This window comes from Novosphingobium sp. UBA1939 (assembly GCF_002336885.1).
In the GTDB taxonomy this organism is placed as follows: Bacteria; Pseudomonadota; Alphaproteobacteria; order Sphingomonadales; family Sphingomonadaceae; genus Novosphingobium.
Genome location: NZ_DDFB01000011.1, coordinates 20296 through 37403, shown reverse-complemented (window position 1 = coordinate 37403; position 17108 = coordinate 20296). Strand labels below are relative to the sequence as shown.

The 17108-nt window shown below is 68.5% G+C and carries 18 protein-coding genes; 11 read left to right on the top strand and 7 right to left on the bottom strand.

Going from position 1 to position 17108, the window contains the following annotated elements:
* The 3 genes from B3547_RS01935 to B3547_RS01925 all read right to left on the bottom strand — a co-directional run.
* On the bottom strand, nucleotides 1-928 hold a 928-nt coding region (locus tag B3547_RS01935), incomplete at its 3' end, for a helix-turn-helix domain-containing protein (RefSeq protein WP_292959757.1).
* Nucleotides 929-1051: 123 nt separating this feature from the next.
* A complete protein-coding gene (gene ptsP / locus B3547_RS01930; protein ID WP_124810338.1) occupies nucleotides 1052-3331 on the bottom strand; it encodes a phosphoenolpyruvate--protein phosphotransferase in 2280 nt (759 codons plus the stop codon).
* A gap of 141 nt (nucleotides 3332-3472) precedes the next feature.
* Nucleotides 3473-3631, bottom strand: coding sequence for a YdcH family protein (locus tag B3547_RS01925; RefSeq protein WP_124810339.1), 159 nt, complete (start codon nucleotides 3629-3631; stop codon nucleotides 3473-3475).
* 245 nt (nucleotides 3632-3876) lie between these two features.
* Here B3547_RS01925 and B3547_RS01920 point away from each other — a divergent pair, with 245 nt between their 5' ends.
* The 6 genes from B3547_RS01920 (at nucleotide 3877) to nadA (ending at nucleotide 8242) form a co-directional block, all read left to right on the top strand.
* Nucleotides 3877-4074, top strand: coding sequence for a YdcH family protein (locus tag B3547_RS01920; protein ID WP_124810340.1), 198 nt, complete (start codon nucleotides 3877-3879; stop codon nucleotides 4072-4074).
* A 75-nt stretch (nucleotides 4075-4149) separates the two neighbouring features.
* Nucleotides 4150-4698, top strand: coding sequence for a DUF1465 family protein (locus tag B3547_RS01915; RefSeq protein WP_233497406.1), 549 nt, complete (start codon nucleotides 4150-4152; stop codon nucleotides 4696-4698).
* Between the two features lie 48 nt (nucleotides 4699-4746).
* Nucleotides 4747-5697 carry an MBL fold metallo-hydrolase gene (locus B3547_RS01910; protein ID WP_292959756.1) on the top strand — a complete coding sequence of 317 codons (951 nt, stop codon included), beginning with the start codon at nucleotides 4747-4749 and terminating at the stop codon, nucleotides 5695-5697.
* Nucleotides 5679-6383 carry a DUF4230 domain-containing protein gene (locus tag B3547_RS01905; RefSeq protein WP_292959755.1) on the top strand — a complete coding sequence of 235 codons (705 nt, stop codon included), beginning with the start codon at nucleotides 5679-5681 and terminating at the stop codon, nucleotides 6381-6383. Before B3547_RS01910 ends, B3547_RS01905 begins: the two co-directional genes overlap by 19 nt.
* A 67-nt stretch (nucleotides 6384-6450) precedes the next feature.
* Nucleotides 6451-7200, top strand: coding sequence for an adenylate cyclase (locus B3547_RS01900; protein WP_194918989.1), 750 nt, complete (start codon nucleotides 6451-6453; stop codon nucleotides 7198-7200).
* A 55-nt stretch (nucleotides 7201-7255) separates the two neighbouring features.
* Nucleotides 7256-8242 (top strand): quinolinate synthase NadA, encoded by a 987-nt coding sequence (gene nadA / locus B3547_RS01895; protein ID WP_125954236.1) that lies wholly within the window; start codon nucleotides 7256-7258, stop codon nucleotides 8240-8242.
* A gap of 18 nt (nucleotides 8243-8260) precedes the next feature.
* Here the strand turns inward: nadA and B3547_RS01890 are convergent, their stop codons facing one another.
* Entirely contained in the window at nucleotides 8261-9163 is a 903-nt protein-coding gene (locus B3547_RS01890) for a DMT family transporter (RefSeq protein WP_124810345.1), read from the bottom strand.
* An 85-nt stretch (nucleotides 9164-9248) separates the two neighbouring features.
* Here B3547_RS01890 and B3547_RS01885 point away from each other — a divergent pair, with 85 nt between their 5' ends.
* Nucleotides 9249-10358, top strand: a complete 1110-nt coding sequence (locus tag B3547_RS01885; RefSeq protein WP_292959752.1) for an alkene reductase — start codon at nucleotides 9249-9251, stop codon at nucleotides 10356-10358.
* Between the two features lie 12 nt (nucleotides 10359-10370).
* Nucleotides 10371-11258 carry an HpcH/HpaI aldolase/citrate lyase family protein gene (locus B3547_RS01880; protein ID WP_292959751.1) on the top strand — a complete coding sequence of 296 codons (888 nt, stop codon included), beginning with the start codon at nucleotides 10371-10373 and terminating at the stop codon, nucleotides 11256-11258.
* A gap of 15 nt (nucleotides 11259-11273) precedes the next feature.
* On the opposite strand, the gene B3547_RS01875 is transcribed toward B3547_RS01880, so the two are convergent.
* A complete protein-coding gene (locus tag B3547_RS01875; RefSeq protein ID WP_292959750.1) occupies nucleotides 11274-11711 on the bottom strand; it encodes a hypothetical protein in 438 nt (145 codons plus the stop codon).
* Nucleotides 11708-12394, bottom strand: coding sequence for a lipoyl(octanoyl) transferase LipB (gene lipB, locus B3547_RS01870; protein WP_124810349.1), 687 nt, complete (start codon nucleotides 12392-12394; stop codon nucleotides 11708-11710). The genes B3547_RS01875 and lipB overlap by 4 nt, the downstream gene beginning before the upstream one ends.
* Nucleotides 12395-12543: 149 nt before the next feature.
* Between lipB and B3547_RS01865 the strand changes: the two genes are divergently transcribed.
* Nucleotides 12544-13362: a hypothetical protein gene (locus tag B3547_RS01865; RefSeq protein ID WP_124810350.1), complete on the top strand. Its 819-nt coding sequence runs from the start codon at nucleotides 12544-12546 to the stop codon at nucleotides 13360-13362.
* Here B3547_RS01865 and B3547_RS01860 read toward each other — a convergent pair whose 3' ends face one another.
* Nucleotides 13363-13989 carry a class I SAM-dependent methyltransferase gene (locus tag B3547_RS01860; RefSeq protein WP_124810351.1) on the bottom strand — a complete coding sequence of 209 codons (627 nt, stop codon included), beginning with the start codon at nucleotides 13987-13989 and terminating at the stop codon, nucleotides 13363-13365.
* A gap of 213 nt (nucleotides 13990-14202) precedes the next feature.
* Here B3547_RS01860 and B3547_RS01855 point away from each other — a divergent pair, with 213 nt between their 5' ends.
* Nucleotides 14203-15540, top strand: coding sequence for an MFS transporter (locus tag B3547_RS01855; RefSeq protein ID WP_223806731.1), 1338 nt, complete (start codon nucleotides 14203-14205; stop codon nucleotides 15538-15540).
* Between the two features lie 60 nt (nucleotides 15541-15600).
* Nucleotides 15601-17103 (top strand): lipopolysaccharide biosynthesis protein, encoded by a 1503-nt coding sequence (locus B3547_RS01850; protein WP_292959748.1) that lies wholly within the window; start codon nucleotides 15601-15603, stop codon nucleotides 17101-17103.
* Nucleotides 17104-17108: the final 5 nt, after the last annotated feature.

Sequence of the window (17108 nt, the reverse complement as noted above, 5' to 3'; positions counted from 1 at the left end):
GGCCATTGCCCGCCGCAGGGCGCGGCGGCGATGCTGAGGCCTGAACCTGTTGCGCGGCCGGCGGAGGCGGCGCGGCGCGGGCCAGCAGCGCGGCGGCGGAAACCGGCACGTCCTTCACGATGCGTTGCGTATCGGCGATGCGGGGTACCGGTTTCCCGCCCACCGTAATCGCCAGCGCGTCGGGCCGCGCGGTCCACAGTCTGGGCTCCTGCACTCCGGCAGGAATGGTCCAGCTTTCGCCCTTGGCCAGCTGCTTCTGCAAAAGCTGCACGCCCGCACCATCGTAGAACTTGACCCAGATGCCATCGTCCAGCGCGGTGAACACGACCGGCCCGGAGGCCGCGGGCGCGGCCGCTGCCGGGGCGGTCGGCGCCGGCGCAACCGCCGAAGCTTCGGGAGACGGCCCGACCAGCGGCGGCAATTCCGCCGCGGGCCAGTACGAACTGCGCCAGAACACCAGCCCCAGCGCGATCACGATCAGCACCAGAACGCCGGCCAGCCAGCTCAGCAGGCGCGACGGAGTCTTGGCCGGATCGCCCACCTCGAACTGGTGAATTTCGCGCGGGGGAGCGGCCGGTTCCTGCCGGTCCAGTTCGGCGCGCAGGTCGGCCAGGATCGTCTTGTCGTCCAGCCCCACGGCGCGGGCGTAGCTGCGCGCGAAGCCCAGGGCATAGGGACGGCCGGACAGGGCCGCGTAATCGCCGGCTTCCAGCGATTCGATATGGCGCGTGGTAATCCGCGTGCGCGTGGAAAGATCGGCGACGCTCAGCCCGGCGGCCTCGCGCGCCGCGCGCAGCCGAGCGCCGACAGCCATATTGCCAGGCAAATTGCCCGCCATGCCGCCGGGCACGGTTTCCCCCGCCCTCGATGAGGCGGCATTCGCTTCGGCATCCGTGGCGACAAATTCGTTACCGTCGGCTTCGGCCACGGTGCGACTCCCAAATTTATGCAGGGTTATCCCAATGCGCAGGGCTTCGTTGCAATTGCGCGAAAGTCAACGGTTTTGCGCCACATTGCGGCGGTTCTGGAGACGAATCCCTCCGGTCCAGTTCTATTCGCAATCGATTCCCCGCGCGGCGGCCCATTCCTGCAGCGCGGCGCGCATCGACGGCGGCGGCGCGGCCAGCCAGCCGTCCATCGCGGCGCGGATCTCGCTGGTATCGATCTGGCGGACCAGTTCCTTGATCGGGCCGACCGCCGCCGGCGTGATCGAGAGCCGGTCGATGCCAAGGCCCAGGAGGGCCAGCGCTTCCAGCCGCCGGCCGCCCATTTCGCCGCACACGGTCACCAGCGTGCCATGCGGCGCGACGGTGGTGACCACGCGGCGCAGGAAGCGCAGGATCGCCGGGCTCAGCCAGTCATAGCGTTCGGCCAGCTTGGGATTGGCGCGGTCCGCGGCGAACAGGAACTGCGTGAGATCGTTGGTGCCGATCGACAGGAACGCCAGCCGCGGCGCCAGCACGTCCAGGCATTCGGCCAGCGCCGGCACTTCCAGCATCGCGCCATAGCGCACCGCTTCGGGAACCACCTTCTTCTGCCGGCGCAGGAAGGCGATCTGGCCATCGAACACCGCCTTGGCCGCGTCGAACTCCCACGGTTCGGTGACCATCGGGAACATGACGTTGAGCGTGCGCCCTGCCGCCGCTTCCAGCAGCGCGCGCGCCTGGACCTTGAGCAGCCCGTCCCGCTCCAGCGCGACGCGCAGCGCGCGCCAGCCCATCGCCGGGTTTTCCTCGCTCTCGCCATCGTTGTGGCGCAGATAGGGCAGCACCTTGTCACCGCCGATATCGACCGTGCGGAACACCACCGGGCGATCGCCGGCCGCGTCCAGCACATCGCGGTAGAGCCGCGTCTGCCGTTCGCGCGCGGGGAGTGTGGCGGAAACGAGGAACTGGAATTCGGTGCGGAACAGACCGATGCCATCGGCCCCGGTCAGGCTGAGCATCGGCGTGTCATCGCGCAGGCCGGCGTTGATCATCACCGTGATCCGCCGGCCATCGCGCGTCACCGGCTCCAGATCGCGCATCGCGGCGTAGGCCTGCTGGCGCTCGCGGTTGCGGGCGAAGCGCCCCTCGAACGCCTCGACCATCGCCGGCGTGGGCCGCACGTCGATCACGCCCTGGTCGGCATCGAGCAGCAGCGGATCGCCTTCGCGCACCATGCCGCGCATGCCCCGCACCCGGCCGATCACCGGAACGCCCATCGCCCGCGCCACGATCACCACGTGCGCGGTGAGCGAGCCTTCCTCCAGGATCACGCCCTTCAGGCGCCGCCGGTCGTATTCCAGCAGTTCGGCGGGGCCGAGATTGCGCGCGATCAGGATCGTGTCCCCGCGCAACCCGTGCGACGCCGCCGTACCCAGCTGGCCCGACACGATGCGCAGCAACCGGTTGGACAGATCCTCCAGATCGTGCATCCGGTCCGCCAGCAGCGCGTCGTCGATCTGGCGCATCCGCATCCGGGTGCGCTGCTGCACGCGCTCGATCGCGGCTTCGGCGGTCAGGCCGGAATCGATCGCCTCGTTGATGCGGCGGCTCCAGCCTTCGTCGTAGGCGAACATCTTGTAGGTCTCGAGCACTTCCTCGTGCTCTCCGCCCACGCCGAATTCGGCCTGCTGGGCCATGCGCTCGATCTGTTCGCGCATCTTGTCGAACGCCAGATAGACGCGCTGGCGCTCGGCCTCGATATCCTCGGCGACGATATGTTCGATGGTCACGCGCGGCTGGTGGAACACCGCCATGCCCGCGCCCAGCCCCTTGACCAGCGTCAGCCCCTTGAGCCGTTCCGGACCGGTGAGGTGCGCGGGCACGCCCAGCGTTTCCTCCTCGTCGATCAGTTCGGCATTGGCGATCAGTTCCGACAGCACCATGGCCACGGTCTGCAGGGCCTCGATCTCGACTTCCTCGTACCGGCGCGGGTCGACGTGCTGGACACCCAGCACCCCCACCGCCCGTTCACGCCGCACGATCGGCACGCCGGCGAAGGAATGGAACTTCTCCTCGCCCGTTTCGGGGCGGAAGGCGAAGTCCGGATGGGATGCCGCCTCGGCAAGGTTCAGCGTCTCCGACCGTTCCGCGATCGTGCCGACCAGACCTTCGCCCACCGCCAGCCGGGTGACGTGGACGGCCGACTGGTTCAGCCCGCGCGTGGCGAACAGTTCGAGCATCCCTTCGCGCAGGAGGTAGATCGAACAGACCTCGCTGTTCAGGCTTTCGCCGATGACTTCGACAACCTGGTTGAGTTTGGCCTGCGCGCCGGCGCGCGAGGCCATGACCTCGTGAAGCGATGTCAGGATAGCGCGGGCGGCGGCAACGGCGGACTGCATGGCCATGGCCTAGCGCAGCACGGCCGGTTTGGAAACGCCGACCGCCGCCGGTTTAGCATAATTCGTATGCGACGGGAAAAGGGAGCGGGCGTCTGCCGCTCCTCCAAGCGAAAGGCCGCCCCTTTCGAGGGCGGCCGGCGCTTGGCGTCAGTGGATTTGCGCGATCTCTTCCTTGATCCGCAACTTTCGCCTCTTGAGGTCCTGCAGGAGGGTATCGTCAGGCACCGGACGGGCCATTTCCTGCTCGATCTGGCGTTCCAGACCGGCGTGTTTCGTCCGCAATGCGCTGATATGCGACGTTTCCATGCGTTTGTCCTCCTTGCGGGGCCTATCCCCGCACGTGGCTTCCTGCTGGCGGGCGTTTCCCGCTTTTGTCGTGTCCCGCGGGACACCCCGCCGGTGATACAATCGCCGACTCTGCGGCGGCTGCGTTGTCATGCTTTCACATTCCCCGTATCTTGCAAGTTAATCCGCGCCGGGATGCTGCGAATACGGGATCGACCGTACGTCGCGGGAAAGGAACCACCCGCCGCGCCACGGAGTGTTAGGGCGTGACCGAAGAGGAAATGCGCAAGCGGCTGGAAGCGTTGCGTCTGGAACACCGCGATCTTGACGCGGCGATCGATGCGCTGACCAACGCCGGCGTGCGCGACCAGTTGCAGATCGCCCGGCTGAAGAAGCGCAAATTGTTGCTGCGCGATCAGATCGCAATTCTCGAAGACTACCTGATCCCCGACATTATAGCCTGAAAAACAATGCCCTGCGCCGGGGGAGCGGTGCCGCTCCCGTTCGCGCGCCTGTACCGGAACGACACAGAACCATCTTTGAACAGGTCCTTCGCCAAGGCCCTGTTGGCGAGTGCCGGCGCGGCGGATTATGCGGGCTTCATGCCGCTCATGCCCAGCATTCACCCGCGCATCGTCGAAGCGCTCTACAGCGAGGCCCTCGTCCTCGCCGATGTGCTGCGCGAACGCTTCGAAAGGCTGCGCAACGATGCCTCGGCCACGGAGGACGAGTTGCTGCGCGTGCAGTTTTCCTGCGAGGCGCTGCGCACGACCACGCGCGTGATGCATTGCCTTGCCTGGCTGCTCAACCATCGCGCCTATTTCGCGGGCGAGCTTTCCGAGCTGCAACTGCGCCGTCACGGCCGGCTGATCGCCAACTATCCCGCCAGTGATCCGGCCGCGCTGGACATGCTGCCCGCCGACGCGCGCCTGCTGGTCCATGAAAGCGAGCGGCTGTACGAGCGGATTACCCGGCTCGAACGGGCATGGCGGAGCGAGGACGGGCGGAATGGGGGCGGGCAGAACGTCAGCGTCATCGACCGCCTGCGGGAACGCCTGGACGAACGGTTCGCCGGAACCGCCGGCTGACGCCCGCGAAAGGTTGCGCCCCCGTCCGGCAATCCCCATAGCTTGGGGATGAACAGTACCGAAAAGCAGGGCGCGCCCGCCAATCCGGCCGTCGATCTGGCCGACAGTTCCACGTGGAACACGGGCGTGGCCGAAACGCTTGAACCACTGGTGCGGCGCGTGCTGGCGCCCAATCCCTCCCCCTACACCTTCACCGGCACCGGGACCTACATCATCGGCGCCGGCGATGAGGTGGCGGTGATCGATCCGGGTCCCAACGGTACCGGCGTCGCGGGCCACGCCGACACGAAGGGCGATGGCCATGTCGAGGCCATTCTGTCCGCGATCGGCGACGCGCGTCTTGTCGCGATCCTGTGCACGCACACCCACCGCGATCACAGCCCGGCCGCCCATCCTCTGCGCGCCGCGACCGGAGCACCGGTGATCGGCTGCGCGCCGCTGGTGATCGAGGACACGGGGCCGCGCGCGGACGCGGCCTTCGATCCGACCTATCGCCCCGACCGGGTGCTGGAGGACGGCGAAACGCTGTCCGGCACGGGCTGGACGCTGCAAGCGGTCGCTACGCCAGGGCACACCAGCAACCACCTGTGCTATGCCCTGCGCGAAAGCGGCGCGCTGTTCACCGGCGATCACGTGATGGGCTGGTCGACCTCGGTCGTCTCGCCGCCCGACGGCGACATGGCCGCCTACATGGCCAGCCTGCAGAAGCTGCACGACCGCGAAGACCGGGTCTATTATCCCGCGCATGGCCCCGCCATCACCAACCCGCGCCAGTTCGTGCGCGGCATGCTGGGGCATCGCCGCCAGCGCGAACGCCAGATCGTGACCCTGCTGGAAAGCGCGCCGAGGACGATCGAGGGCATGGTCGCCGCGATGTACAAGGGGCTCGACCCGCGGCTGCACGGCGCCGCCGGCCGTTCGGTGCTGGCGCATCTGATCGATCTGGAACGGCAAGGCCGTGTCGCGCGTTCGGGGGACGTATGGACGAGCCTTTCCTGACCACCGACCGACCGACCGTCTCCGGAAGCGGCGCACAGCCCCTGACTGCGTCTTCGCCGCGCGCACCGGCGCTGGCGCGTGTTTCCGCCCTGCCCTGGCTGCTGTTTCTGGTGGTCACGGTCATCGCGGCCTGGCTGGCGTGGCGGCAGTTCCGCCCGGCGGACATCGGCGATCCGCTCGCCACCTCGCTGATCGCGTTCGAGAAGCAGGACAAGCTTACCGTGTTCAGCGCGCAGCTCGCGCCCGTGGTATCGAGCGACGACGCGCGGCTGTTCGGGCTGGTGAAATCGAAACAGGTCGCGGTGATTCCGGCGCGCGTCGACTATACGATCGCGCTGGATCAGGTGGGGCGCGACCGGATGAAGTGGGACGCCGCGAACAAGACGCTGTCGGTGCGCCTGCCGCCGCTTACCGTCAGCCGCCCCAACCTCGACGAGGCGCGCGCGCAATACCTGCGCGAAGGAGTGTGGATCACGCGCGACGCGCAGGACAAGCTGACGCGCGACAACACCCGGCTGGCCGAACAGATCGCGGTGGAACAGGCCGGCAACCCGGTGCTGATGAACCTGGCGCGGGGCGCGGCGAAAGAAGCCATCCGGCAGAATCTGGCTATTCCGTTGCAGGTTGCCGGTTACGGTGAAGTCAAGGTCGTGGTACTTTTCGACGGAGAACCGAATCCGGGGTGACGGGCGTCATTGGTCCGCGCGCACCCTTATAATATCGGGACGCGCCTGGACTGATCGGAGATCCCCGATGGCTACCGCGTTCCCGTCTCTTTCTGAATCCCGCCCCCTTCCCTATCGCGCCGATCAGGCGTTCTTCGTCCGCATGGCGGCAGGCATCGCCGCGCTGGTCGTGTTCGGCTTCCTGCAATGGTTCGCGCGCGGCTTCGTGCAGCCGGCACGCGTACCGCTCTGGGTCCACCTGCACGGCGCGGCCATGGTCGGCTGGCTGGGCCTGATGGTCACGCAGAACCTGCTGGCGGCGGGCGGCAACGCCGCGCTGCATCGCCGCCTGGGCTGGTCCAGCCTGCTGCTGGTCGGCGCGATCGCGGTGCTGGGGCCGCTCACCGTGGTCAAGGCGGTGGAACTGCACCGCGTTCCGCCGTTCTTCACCAATGCCTACATGCTGGCACTCAGCCTCGGCGAAGTCTTCACGTTCGTGGGCCTGTTCGCGGCGGCGATCGCGCTGCGCCGGCGCACGGACTGGCACCGGCGGCTGATGCTGGGCGCCACGGTTATCGTGATGGAGCCGGGAATCGGCCGCATCCTGCCCATGCCACTGCTCGGCGGTTTCGCCCCCTGGGCCGAACTTTCAGTGCAACTGGGCGTGCTGGCCATTCTCGCCCGGCATGACCGCAAGGTTCTGGGCAAGGTCCATCCGGCAACGTGGTGGAGCGCCGCCGCGCTGGTCGCGGTCCACCTGGCGATCATGGCGCTGGCGGGCTTCGCGCCGTTCGTCGGCTGGGCGGAGGGTATTGCGGCGGGCGGGTACGCCGCCTAAGTCCCCTGCGCGGGCCGGGCGCCTTCCTACCGGCCGCGAAAGGGAACCCACGCCGATGACCGCCCAGCCCACCAACCTGTCCGGCCTCGACCTGCGCGCCGAGATCGACCGCCTGCGCAAGGAGCGCAACGCCGTCATCCTCGCGCACTATTACCAGCGGCCGGAAATCCAGGATCTGGCCGATTTCGTCGGCGATTCGCTGGAGCTTTCGCGCAAGGCGGCGGCAACCGACGCGGACGTGATCGCGTTCTGCGGCGTGAAGTTCATGGCCGATACGGCGAAGATTCTCTCGCCCCAAAAGATCGTGGTCCTGCCCGATCTCGACGCCGGGTGCAGCCTTGAGGATTCGTGCCCGCCCGACAAGTTCAAGGCCTTCCGCGAGGCGCATCCCGATCACATCGCGCTGACCTACATCAACTGTTCGACCGAGGTGAAGGCGCTGTCGGACGTGATCGTCACCTCGTCCAGCGCGGAAACGATCCTGTCGAAGATCCCGCCCGAACAGAAGATCATCTTCGGCCCGGACCGGCATCTGGGCGGCTATCTCAACCGCAAGTTCGGGCGCGACATGCTGCTGTGGCCGGGGGTTTGCATCGTCCACGAGGCGTTCAGCGAGACCGAGCTGCTCAAGCTGAAGGCGCAGCACCCCGGCGCGCCGATTGCCGCGCATCCGGAATGCCCGCCGCACATCGTGGACCATGCCGACTATGTCGGATCGACCAGCGGCATCCTGAATTACGCCAAGGCGATGACCGGCGACACGCTGATCGTGGCGACCGAGCCGCACATCATCCACCAGATGGAACTGGCGATGCCGGGCAAGACCTTCATCGGCGCGCCCGGGGCGGACGGCAACTGCAACTGCAACATCTGCCCCTACATGGCGCTCAACACGCTGGAGAAGCTCTATCTCGCGCTGCGCGACCTGACGCCGCGCATCGAGATCGAGGAAGACCTGCGCCTTGCCGCCAAGAAGAGCCTCGACGCGATGCTCGACATGGCGGCCGGGACGGTGGGCAAGGGCGATCTGGGGCGGGCCTGAGCGCCTGAGGCGGCGGGCCTAGCGATCCGCCAGCCGGGCCAGCACCAGCGCGGCGCCGACCAGCGCCATGCCCAGCGCGTCCGGCCCGGACAGCACTTCGTGGAACGCCAGCCAGCCGACCAGCACCGAAACGATCGGCTGCGTCAGCAGCGCCAGCCCCACCACCAGCGGCGGGAAATGGCGCAGCGCATAGACGAGCAGGCCCTGCCCCACGATCTGGCTGGCCAGCATCAGGCCGATCAGCGGTCCCCAGTCGTGCGGCCAGAACGGCTCGCCCATCGCCAGGGCAATGCCCGCCACCACCGGGCTTCCGGCAAGGCTGGACAGGAACAGCAGCGACCAGCTGCCGAACCGGCCCCGCGCCTGCTGGATCACCAGGATATAGACCACATAGAGCAGGCCGGCGACGATGCAGAACAGGTCGCCCGCCAGCGTGCGCGCGCCGATCTCCAGCGACCGGCCCAACAGCACCACCGCGCCCACCGTGGCCATGACCACGGCCAGTACCTCGATCACGCGGGGGCGCCGGCGGATCGCCACAAGGCCCCAGATCATCAGAATCACGCTGCCCGAATTGCCGAACAGCGTGGCATTGCCCAATCGCGTGCGCTCGATCCCGATGTGCCAGCTGGCCAGATCGAGCGCGAAGAAGACGCCCGCGATCGTCACCAGTCCCAGTTCGCGGCGGCTGTAGCCGAACAGCGGCTGGCGATTCCACCGCGCGAACAGGGCCAGCAGCGGCAACGCCAGGAACAGGCGCCAGAAGCCGGCCGAAACCGCCCCCGAATCCGCCACGCGCACGAACAGCGGCCCCAGCGCCAGGGCGACGTTGCCCAGCAGGAGCGCGGCATAGTGCAGCGGCTTCGGGCTGGTCTGCTCCCCGGCTTCGGGCCGGTGATTGCGGGGCCGGGAAGTTTTCATGGGGGTCGTTAAAGCCCAATTAAGTTGCAAAAGGAAACGGAGGCCCCTTTATTGGCTTCCTTCCCATTCCGGAGATGTCCTGTCCATGCCTGATTCCCTGTTCCAGCCGATCAGCCTCGGTGCCATCGAGGCGCCGAACCGCATCCTGATGGCCCCGCTGACGCGCGGCCGCGCCGATCCCGGCTTCGTGCCCAACGCGATGATGGCCGAATACTACCGCCAGCGCGCAGGCGCCGGGCTGATCATCAGCGAGGCGACCGGGATCAGCCGCGAGGGACTGGGCTGGCCCAGCGCACCGGGCATCTGGACCGACGCGCAGGTCGAAGGCTGGAAGCCGGTGACCGAAGCGGTCCACGCCGCCGGCGGCCGCATCGTCTGCCAGCTCTGGCACATGGGCCGCATCGTCCACCCCGATTTCCTCGACGGCGAACTGCCGGTCTCCTCCTCCGCCACGCGCGCGCCGGGCCACGCCCACACGCCCTCCGGCACCAAGGATTTCGTGGTCGCCCGCCCGCTGCGGCTGGACGAACTGCCGCGCATCGTCGACGATTACGGCCACGCCGCGGAAAACGCGAAGCGCGCCGGCTTTGACGGCGTGCAGCTTCACGGCGCCAACGGCTACCTGATCGACCAGTTCCTGCGCGACAAGGCCAACCTGCGCGACGACGATTACGGCGGTTCGCCCGAAAACCGCGTGCGGCTGATGCGCGAAGTGCTGGAACGGCTGATCGCGGTCTGGGGCAAGGGCCGCGTGTCGATCCGGCTTTCGCCCAACGGCGATACGCAGGGCGTGGACGACAGCAATCCGGCCGCGATCTTCAGCGAGGCGGCGCGCACGATCGAGGCGCTGGGCCTTGGCTTCCTCGAACTGCGCCAGCCCGGCCCGAACGGCACGTTCGGCTCCACCGACGTGCCCCAGCAGGACGCACTGATCCGCAGCCTGTTCACCGGCCCGCTGGTGCTGAACAGCGACTATACCGCCGAGCAGGCCGCCGCCGACATCGCTTCGGGCCGGTGCGACGCGGTCAGCTTTGGCCGGCCGTTCATCTCCAACCCCGATCTGGTCGAACGCTTCCGCATCGGCGCGGAACTGGCGCCCAACGTCAACGCGCCGCGTAGCTGGTACTTCCCCGGTCCCGAAGGTTATATTGACTACCCCACGCTGGCGCAGCAGACGGCGCGGGAAACCGTCTGACAGGAGAAAGCGATGCCCCCCCGTTCCTGGCTGTTCGTGCCCGGCGACAGCGAGAAGAAGCTGTCCAAGGCGCCTGAAACGGGGGCGCACGCGATCATCGTCGATCTGGAGGACGCGGTCGCGCCCGCCGCCAAGACCGCCGCGCGCGAGGTAGCGCGCGGCTGGCTGGAAGCGCGCCGCGCCGCCGACCCCGGACATGCCGGCACCCGCCAGGCGCGGTGGCTGCGGATCAACGCCATCGATACCGGCCTGTGGCGCGAAGACCTGGCCGCGATCATGGCCGGCGCGCCCGATGGCATCGTGCTGCCCAAGACCGAAGGACCGGACCAGGTCCGGCTGGTCTCCGCCGAACTCGATGCGCTGGAGCAGCGCCACGGCCTTGCCCCCGGTTCCACGCGCCTGCTGCCGCTGGTGAGCGAGACCGCCGGCGCCGCGCTGACCATTCCCGCTTATGTCGGGCAATCGCTGCCGCGCCTTGCCGGGTTGACCTGGGGCGCGGAAGACCTTTCCGCGGTGCTCGGCGCCACGCGCAAGCGCGATGCCGCCGGCCGCTGGACCGATACCTTCCGCTTCGTGCGGGCGCAGACGCTACTTGCCGCGCATGCGCTGGAGGTCTGGCCGGTCGATACGCTGCATGCCGATTTCCGCGACGAAGCCGGCCTGCGCACCGCCGCCGAAACCGCGCGGGCAGACGGCTTCGCGGGAATGCTGGCGATTCACCCGGCGCAGGTGCCGGTAATCAACGCCGCCTTCGCGCCCACCGACGCGGAACTGGCCCACGCCCGCGCCATCGTCGACGCCTTCGCCGCCAATCCCGGTGCGGGAACGCTGCAGATCGACGGGCGGATGATCGACCAGCCGCACCTCAAACAGGCGCGGCAGCTGCTGGGCATTGCCTGACCGTTGCGTTTCCGGTCAGTTTGCGCCGGAGCGGGTTGGTGACGGCTTGGGCGAAGGCTTCGGGGTCGGCTTGACCGCCGGTTTCGCCGTACTGGCCGGCTTGGGCGTGGCGGAGGCGGCAGGCTTTGGCGCGGGCGCCGTGGCCCCGGCCGCAGGAGTCGGCACGCCCGGTGCCGCATCGGGGACAGACTCATCCGCGGCCGCGCTCGCATCCGCCACCGGCGCGGCAGCGCCGGCCTTGGCCGCCTCGCCGGGCTTCGGGGCCTGAAGCGGCGCTTCGGCCTGCGACCGGTCGAGATCGATCATCGCGTCGCTGACCGTGCCGGGCAGCACTTCGCCCCCCGCGGCCTGGGCCTTGCCGTTGTCGTTCCCCGCCTTCTTGCCGCACCCCGCCAGCGTGGCGCAGGCAACCAGTGCCAGGGCTACGGAAATGGTCGGTACTCTGCGCTTCATCGGGCGGTCTCCGGCGGGCATGGCACGTCAAGCCGGGCAAGGAAGTCTCCGGCGCGGGCGAGCAATGCCCGATCCCATGCCTCCGGCGCAACCTCCAGCCCCAGATCCTTCATGCTGGTGACGCCGAATTCCTCGATCCCGCAAGGCACGATGCCGCCGAAATGCGCGAGATCGGGGGATAGATTGACGGAAAAGCCATGCATCGTCACCCAGCGGCGGATGCGCACGCCAATCGCGCCGATCTTGGCTTCGCCGCCGGGCAGGCCATTCCGCTCCGGCCCGTCCACCCATATGCCGATGCGTCCTTCGGCGCGGCGGCCGGCCACGCCGAAATCGGCCAGCGTATCGATCACCCAGCCTTCGACGGCATGGACGAACCCGCGCACGTCGCGCGCGCGCTTGCGCAGGTCGAGCAGGATATAGCCCACGCGCTGCCCCGGCCCGTGGTAGGTATAGCGCCCGCCCCGCCCGGCCTCGACCACTTCGAACCGCGGATCGAGCAGTTCCGCAGGATCGGCGCTGGTGCCGGCGGTATAGACCGGCGGATGCTCCAGCAGCCAGATCAGTTCCGACGCCGTGCCTTCGGCGATCGCGGCGTTGCGCGCCGCCATTGCCTCCAGCGCCACGCGATAGGGCACAGGCGCGCTCTCCACGCGCACTTCGATATCCTGCAAGCCGTTCATGGTGCGTCAGGTGGCCCCGGCAGGACGCTCTGGCAAGTGCCAAACGCCTTCGAGCGGGCATACGCGCCGGACCTGTTTGCAGGGAAACCGCGGCATTGTGGAATTTGTCCGCGCGGCTTACGGAGAGCGTCCATCGAAAGGGACGCATCGTGATCAGACTGGACAGCAGCGCCGCGTGGGCATTGGCCACCCGGCTGGTCTCCGCCAACCGCGACGTGCTTGCCGCCATCGCCGGAGTGTTCTTCCTGCTGCCGACGCTGGCCTTCGCCATCCTGGTGCCCGAACCGCAGATTCCCGCAGGACTCCCCCCGCGCGAGATGATGACGCTGCTGGGCGATGCCTATGGCCGGGCCATGCCCTTCCTGCTGCTGGTGTCCGTGCTGCAGATCACCGGCACGCTGACCGTGCTGGTGGTGATGACCGCGCACGACCGGCCGACCGTGGCGCAGGCAATCCGGCGCGGCTTCGTCATGACCGGTCCCTATCTCCTGGCCCAGCTCCTGATCGGGCTGACTCTGGGCGGGGCGTTCGTGCTGTTCGTTTCGCTGATGTCGCTGACCGGCATCCAGGCTCTGGCCGCCGCCGCCGTGCTGATGATCTTCGCGGTCATGGTCTATTGCGGACTGCGGGTGATGCTGATCGCGCCCGTCATCGCCACCGAGAACCTGCGCAATCCCGTGGCCGCGATTCGCCGGAGCTGGGCGCTCACGCGCGGCAACACCGCGCGCATCGGGGTGTTCCTGACGCTGGCGGGCCTGGTGTTCTTCGTGATCTATGGCCTGATCATGATGCTGGTGGGCGTGGTGCTGGTGCTGACCACGGGCGGCGAGCTGCAGCGCGCGCTGGGTGCGGCCGTATCCAGCGCGATCACGTCGGGGGCTATGGTCTATCTGACAGCGATGCTGGCCGCGATGCATCATCTGCTGTCCGGCCCGACCGGACCGGAAATCATCGCGACGTTCGAGTAGTTATTCCTTCCAGCCCCACGAAATCACGCAGGGCGGCACGTTCCACAGCTCGAAGCCCTTGTCGATACGGCGGAAATAGCGCCCCATCAGATCCCGCGCGCGCGCCGTGTACTGATAGACCAGGAATGCGCCGCCGGGGCGCAGCACGCGCTGCGTCGCGGCCATGATCGCGGGTCCGACGCCTTCGGGCAGCGTCGAGAACGGCAGGCCCGAAAGCACGTAATCGGCATTTTCGAAACCGTGGGCGCGGACGATATCCTCCACATCGGCAGCCGAGCCGTTGATCGCGATGAACCGGCTGTCGCCGATGGTCTTCGACAGGTATTCGATGAAATCGGGATTCGTGTCGATCACGATCAGGCGCCCGTCGCGGCGCAGCCGCTCCAGCACCGGGCGGCAGAACGTGCCCACGCCGGGGCCATATTCCACGAACAGGCGGCATTCGTCCCAGTCGACCTTCGACAGCACACGGCTGATCGTGCGCCCCGACGACGGCACGATCGCGCCCACCATCACGGGATGCTTGAGAAAGCCCTTGAAGAAGATGCCGAAGGGGCCGAGCAACCGTTCCGCCTTGCGCTTCGCCCTCTGCAACAGGGGCTCGCGCGCTGCCTGCGTGGAAGTCATATTGAGGCGGGGTCCCTTTTCCTGAACTGGCCTGTAAGCCGCGCGTCGCAAATTTGTCTTGTCATTGCAAGGGCGCGACAAGCACCTTACCGCAAACGAACGAACCAGATACGGCGAGATCGGGGGAAAACACCGGTCGCTGGGGCGCAAAAATGGCCGGAATCGGGCCTGGGGCCGGGTCGGAGGCCAAGAGGGCGAGGGAGCGGAGACGCGATGCACGAGAAAGACCACTTGCCGCCGGAACGCATGGCGCTGCTGTTCGCGGTCATGCTGGTCACCGCGGCGGGCAACACCGCGATGCAATCGGTGATGCCGTCGATCGGCACGCACCTGGGCATCGCCGACGTGTGGGTCAGCCTCGCCTATTCCTGGTCCGCGCTGCTGTGGATGCTGATGGCGCCCTACTGGGCGCGCCGCTCGGACCGACGCGGCCGCAAGGCGATGATGGCGCTGGGCATGGCGGCCTTCGCGCTGTCGTTCTCGCTGTGCGGGCTGACGCTGTTCGCCGGCCTGCACGGCGTGTTCGGCGGCACCGCCACCATCCTGATCTTCGCCGCCGCCCGTTCGCTCTACGGCATGTTCGGATCGGCCTCCCCGCCGGCGGTGCAGGCCTACGTCGCTAGCCGCACCGGCCCGGAAGAGCGCACGCAGGCGCTGTCGCTGGTGGCATCGAGCTTCGGCCTGGGCACGGTGCTGGGGCCGGCGCTGGCGCCGCTGCTGATCGTTCCCGGCCTGGGCCTGATCGGTCCTTTCGCGGCCTTTTCGGTGTTCGCCCTGCTCGTGCTGGTCACGCTGCGGCTGCGCCTGCCCGATGACGATCCGCGCTTCGCCGGGCGCGGTGAAGTCATGGCGGCGCCGTTCAGCGCCTCGTCCAATCCCCGCATGGTGGAAGATCATCCCGACGGATCGCCCGAGGAACTGCCCGAGGCCGAGCCACAGCACGCGGGCGGCGACCGGCTGCGCTGGAGCGACCCGCGCCTGCGCGGCTGGCTTGCCGCCGGCGTGCTGGGCGGCCACGCGCAGTCGATCCTGCTCGGCGTGATCGGCTTTCTCCTGCTCGACCGGCTGGGCCTGCGCCACCAGCCGGACGCCGCCGCCGGATCGATCGGGCTGGTGCTGATGTGCGGCGCGATCGCCACACTGCTGGCGCAATGGGGGCTGATCCCGATGCTGCGCCTGGGGCCGCGCGCGTCCACGCTGTGGGGCATGGGGCTGTGCTGCATCGGCACCGTGCCGCTGGCGACCGGGCTGGACCTGCACACCATCACCGTCGGCTTCGCGATCTGCTCGCTGGGTTTCGGCCTGTTCCGGCCCGGCTTCACCTCGGGCGCGAGCCTGGCCGTTGGCCGCGCCGAACAGGGGCAGGCGGCGGGGATCGTCGCGGCGGTCAACGGTTCGGCCTATATCGTCGCGCCGGCGATCGGGGTGTGGCTCTACAACCATTCGCACTGGCTGGCGTGGATCGTGGTGGAAGCGCTGGCGATCGGGGCCGTGGTGCTGTGCGTGCTGCTGATGCGCACGCCGTTGCGCACACCTTCGCACCACGCCTGACCCCACCCCATACTCACGGGGGAGCTTGCCAGTGCCGATGGGCCGTCCTATCGCGCCGTCATGACGGCAGAAGGGACGCCCCAGAAGGTTATTGCCAGGGGCGTGGGCTCCAATGCCTTCAGCTTCATCATCCGTTTCGCGGCACGGGCCTCGTTCCTCTATATCGGGGCGCGGCTCTATGGCGCGGCGGCCTATGGCGTGTTCAGCCTGGCGGTGGCGGTGGTCGAACTGATGGTCCCGGTCGCCAGCCTCGGGCTGAAGCGGATGATCTTCCCGTGGCTTGAGGAGGAAGCCAATACCGGCGCCGCCGATGCGCGGCCGGCCACGCATGTCCTGCTCGATGCGCTGCTGCTGACCGTTCTGTCCGGCCTTGGCATCGCGGGCGTGGTGGCGCTCGGCGCGCAAGTGCTGCCCGCGGCCATGGTGTCCGACCATCTTCGCTTCGCACTGGCCGTGCTGGCGCCGGCGGTGCTGGGACAGGCCGCGGGCGATGTCGCCCTGGCCGCCACGCGCTGGACCCATATGATGCGCTATGAAGTCATGGCGCGCGGCGTGATCGAACCCTATGTCGCCACGGCAGTGACGTTCGCCGCCTGGTATGCCGGCTTTACCGAAACCGGCCTGCTGTTCGGCTACTGGGCCGGCAGCCTGGCGCTGGCGGGCACCGCGCTGTGGAGCGCGCGCCATTCGCTGGGTCCGTTGCGTCTTGCCCGGTGGCGCCCCCATGCCGGCGCGCTGACGCAGCGCGCCCGTTCGCTGCTGCCCGCCAGCGGCAGCGACCTGCTGACCTCGCTGGCGCAGCGCATCGACCTCTATCTCGTGGGCTTCCTGCTGGGGGACGCGCCCGCCGGCGTCTATGGCGTGCTGCGCCAGCTGCGCACGCCGATCACGCAAGTGCGCCAATCGTTCGACGGCATCCTGACCCCGCTGATCGCGCGCACGATGCGCGCCGCCGGCGATATCGTGACCGGCGAAGCCACCGCCGCCGCGACGCGCCTGATCCTGACGATCCAGCTGGCGATCGTGTTGCTGATGGCCGCAGCCGGCGAACCGCTGCTGGCCCTGTTCGGACCGCACTACGTTGTCGGCTATCACGCACTGATCGTCATGGTGCTGGCCGAAACCGTCAACGGCGCGTTCGGCGTGGGGGAACTGATCCTCTACTATCGCCGGCCTGCGCTGGCGCTGCTGATCAACGTGGTGCTGATCGCGATCGCCGCCATCCTGGTGCCCGTGCTGGCGCCGGCGTTCGGGATCCTCGGCGCGTCGGCCGCCATGCTGTTGGCGGCGATCGTCGCCACGCTGCTGCGCCGGCACTGGCTCAAGCAACTGGGCGTGCGGCAACCGCCGCTCCACGCCGCCGCCCCCGTGATCGGCGCGCTGGCCGGCGGCGCGGCGGGGCTGCTGCTCTATGAAGCGCTGGCCGATGTGTTCCGGGCGCCGGCGCGGGTCGATGCGATCGCCACGCCGCTGCTGGCGCTCGCCGTCTATGGCCTGACGATCCACCTGTGGACGAAGCTGCGCCCCGGCGTACTCTCGATGGCGCGCTTCCGGGTGCTGTAACCGCA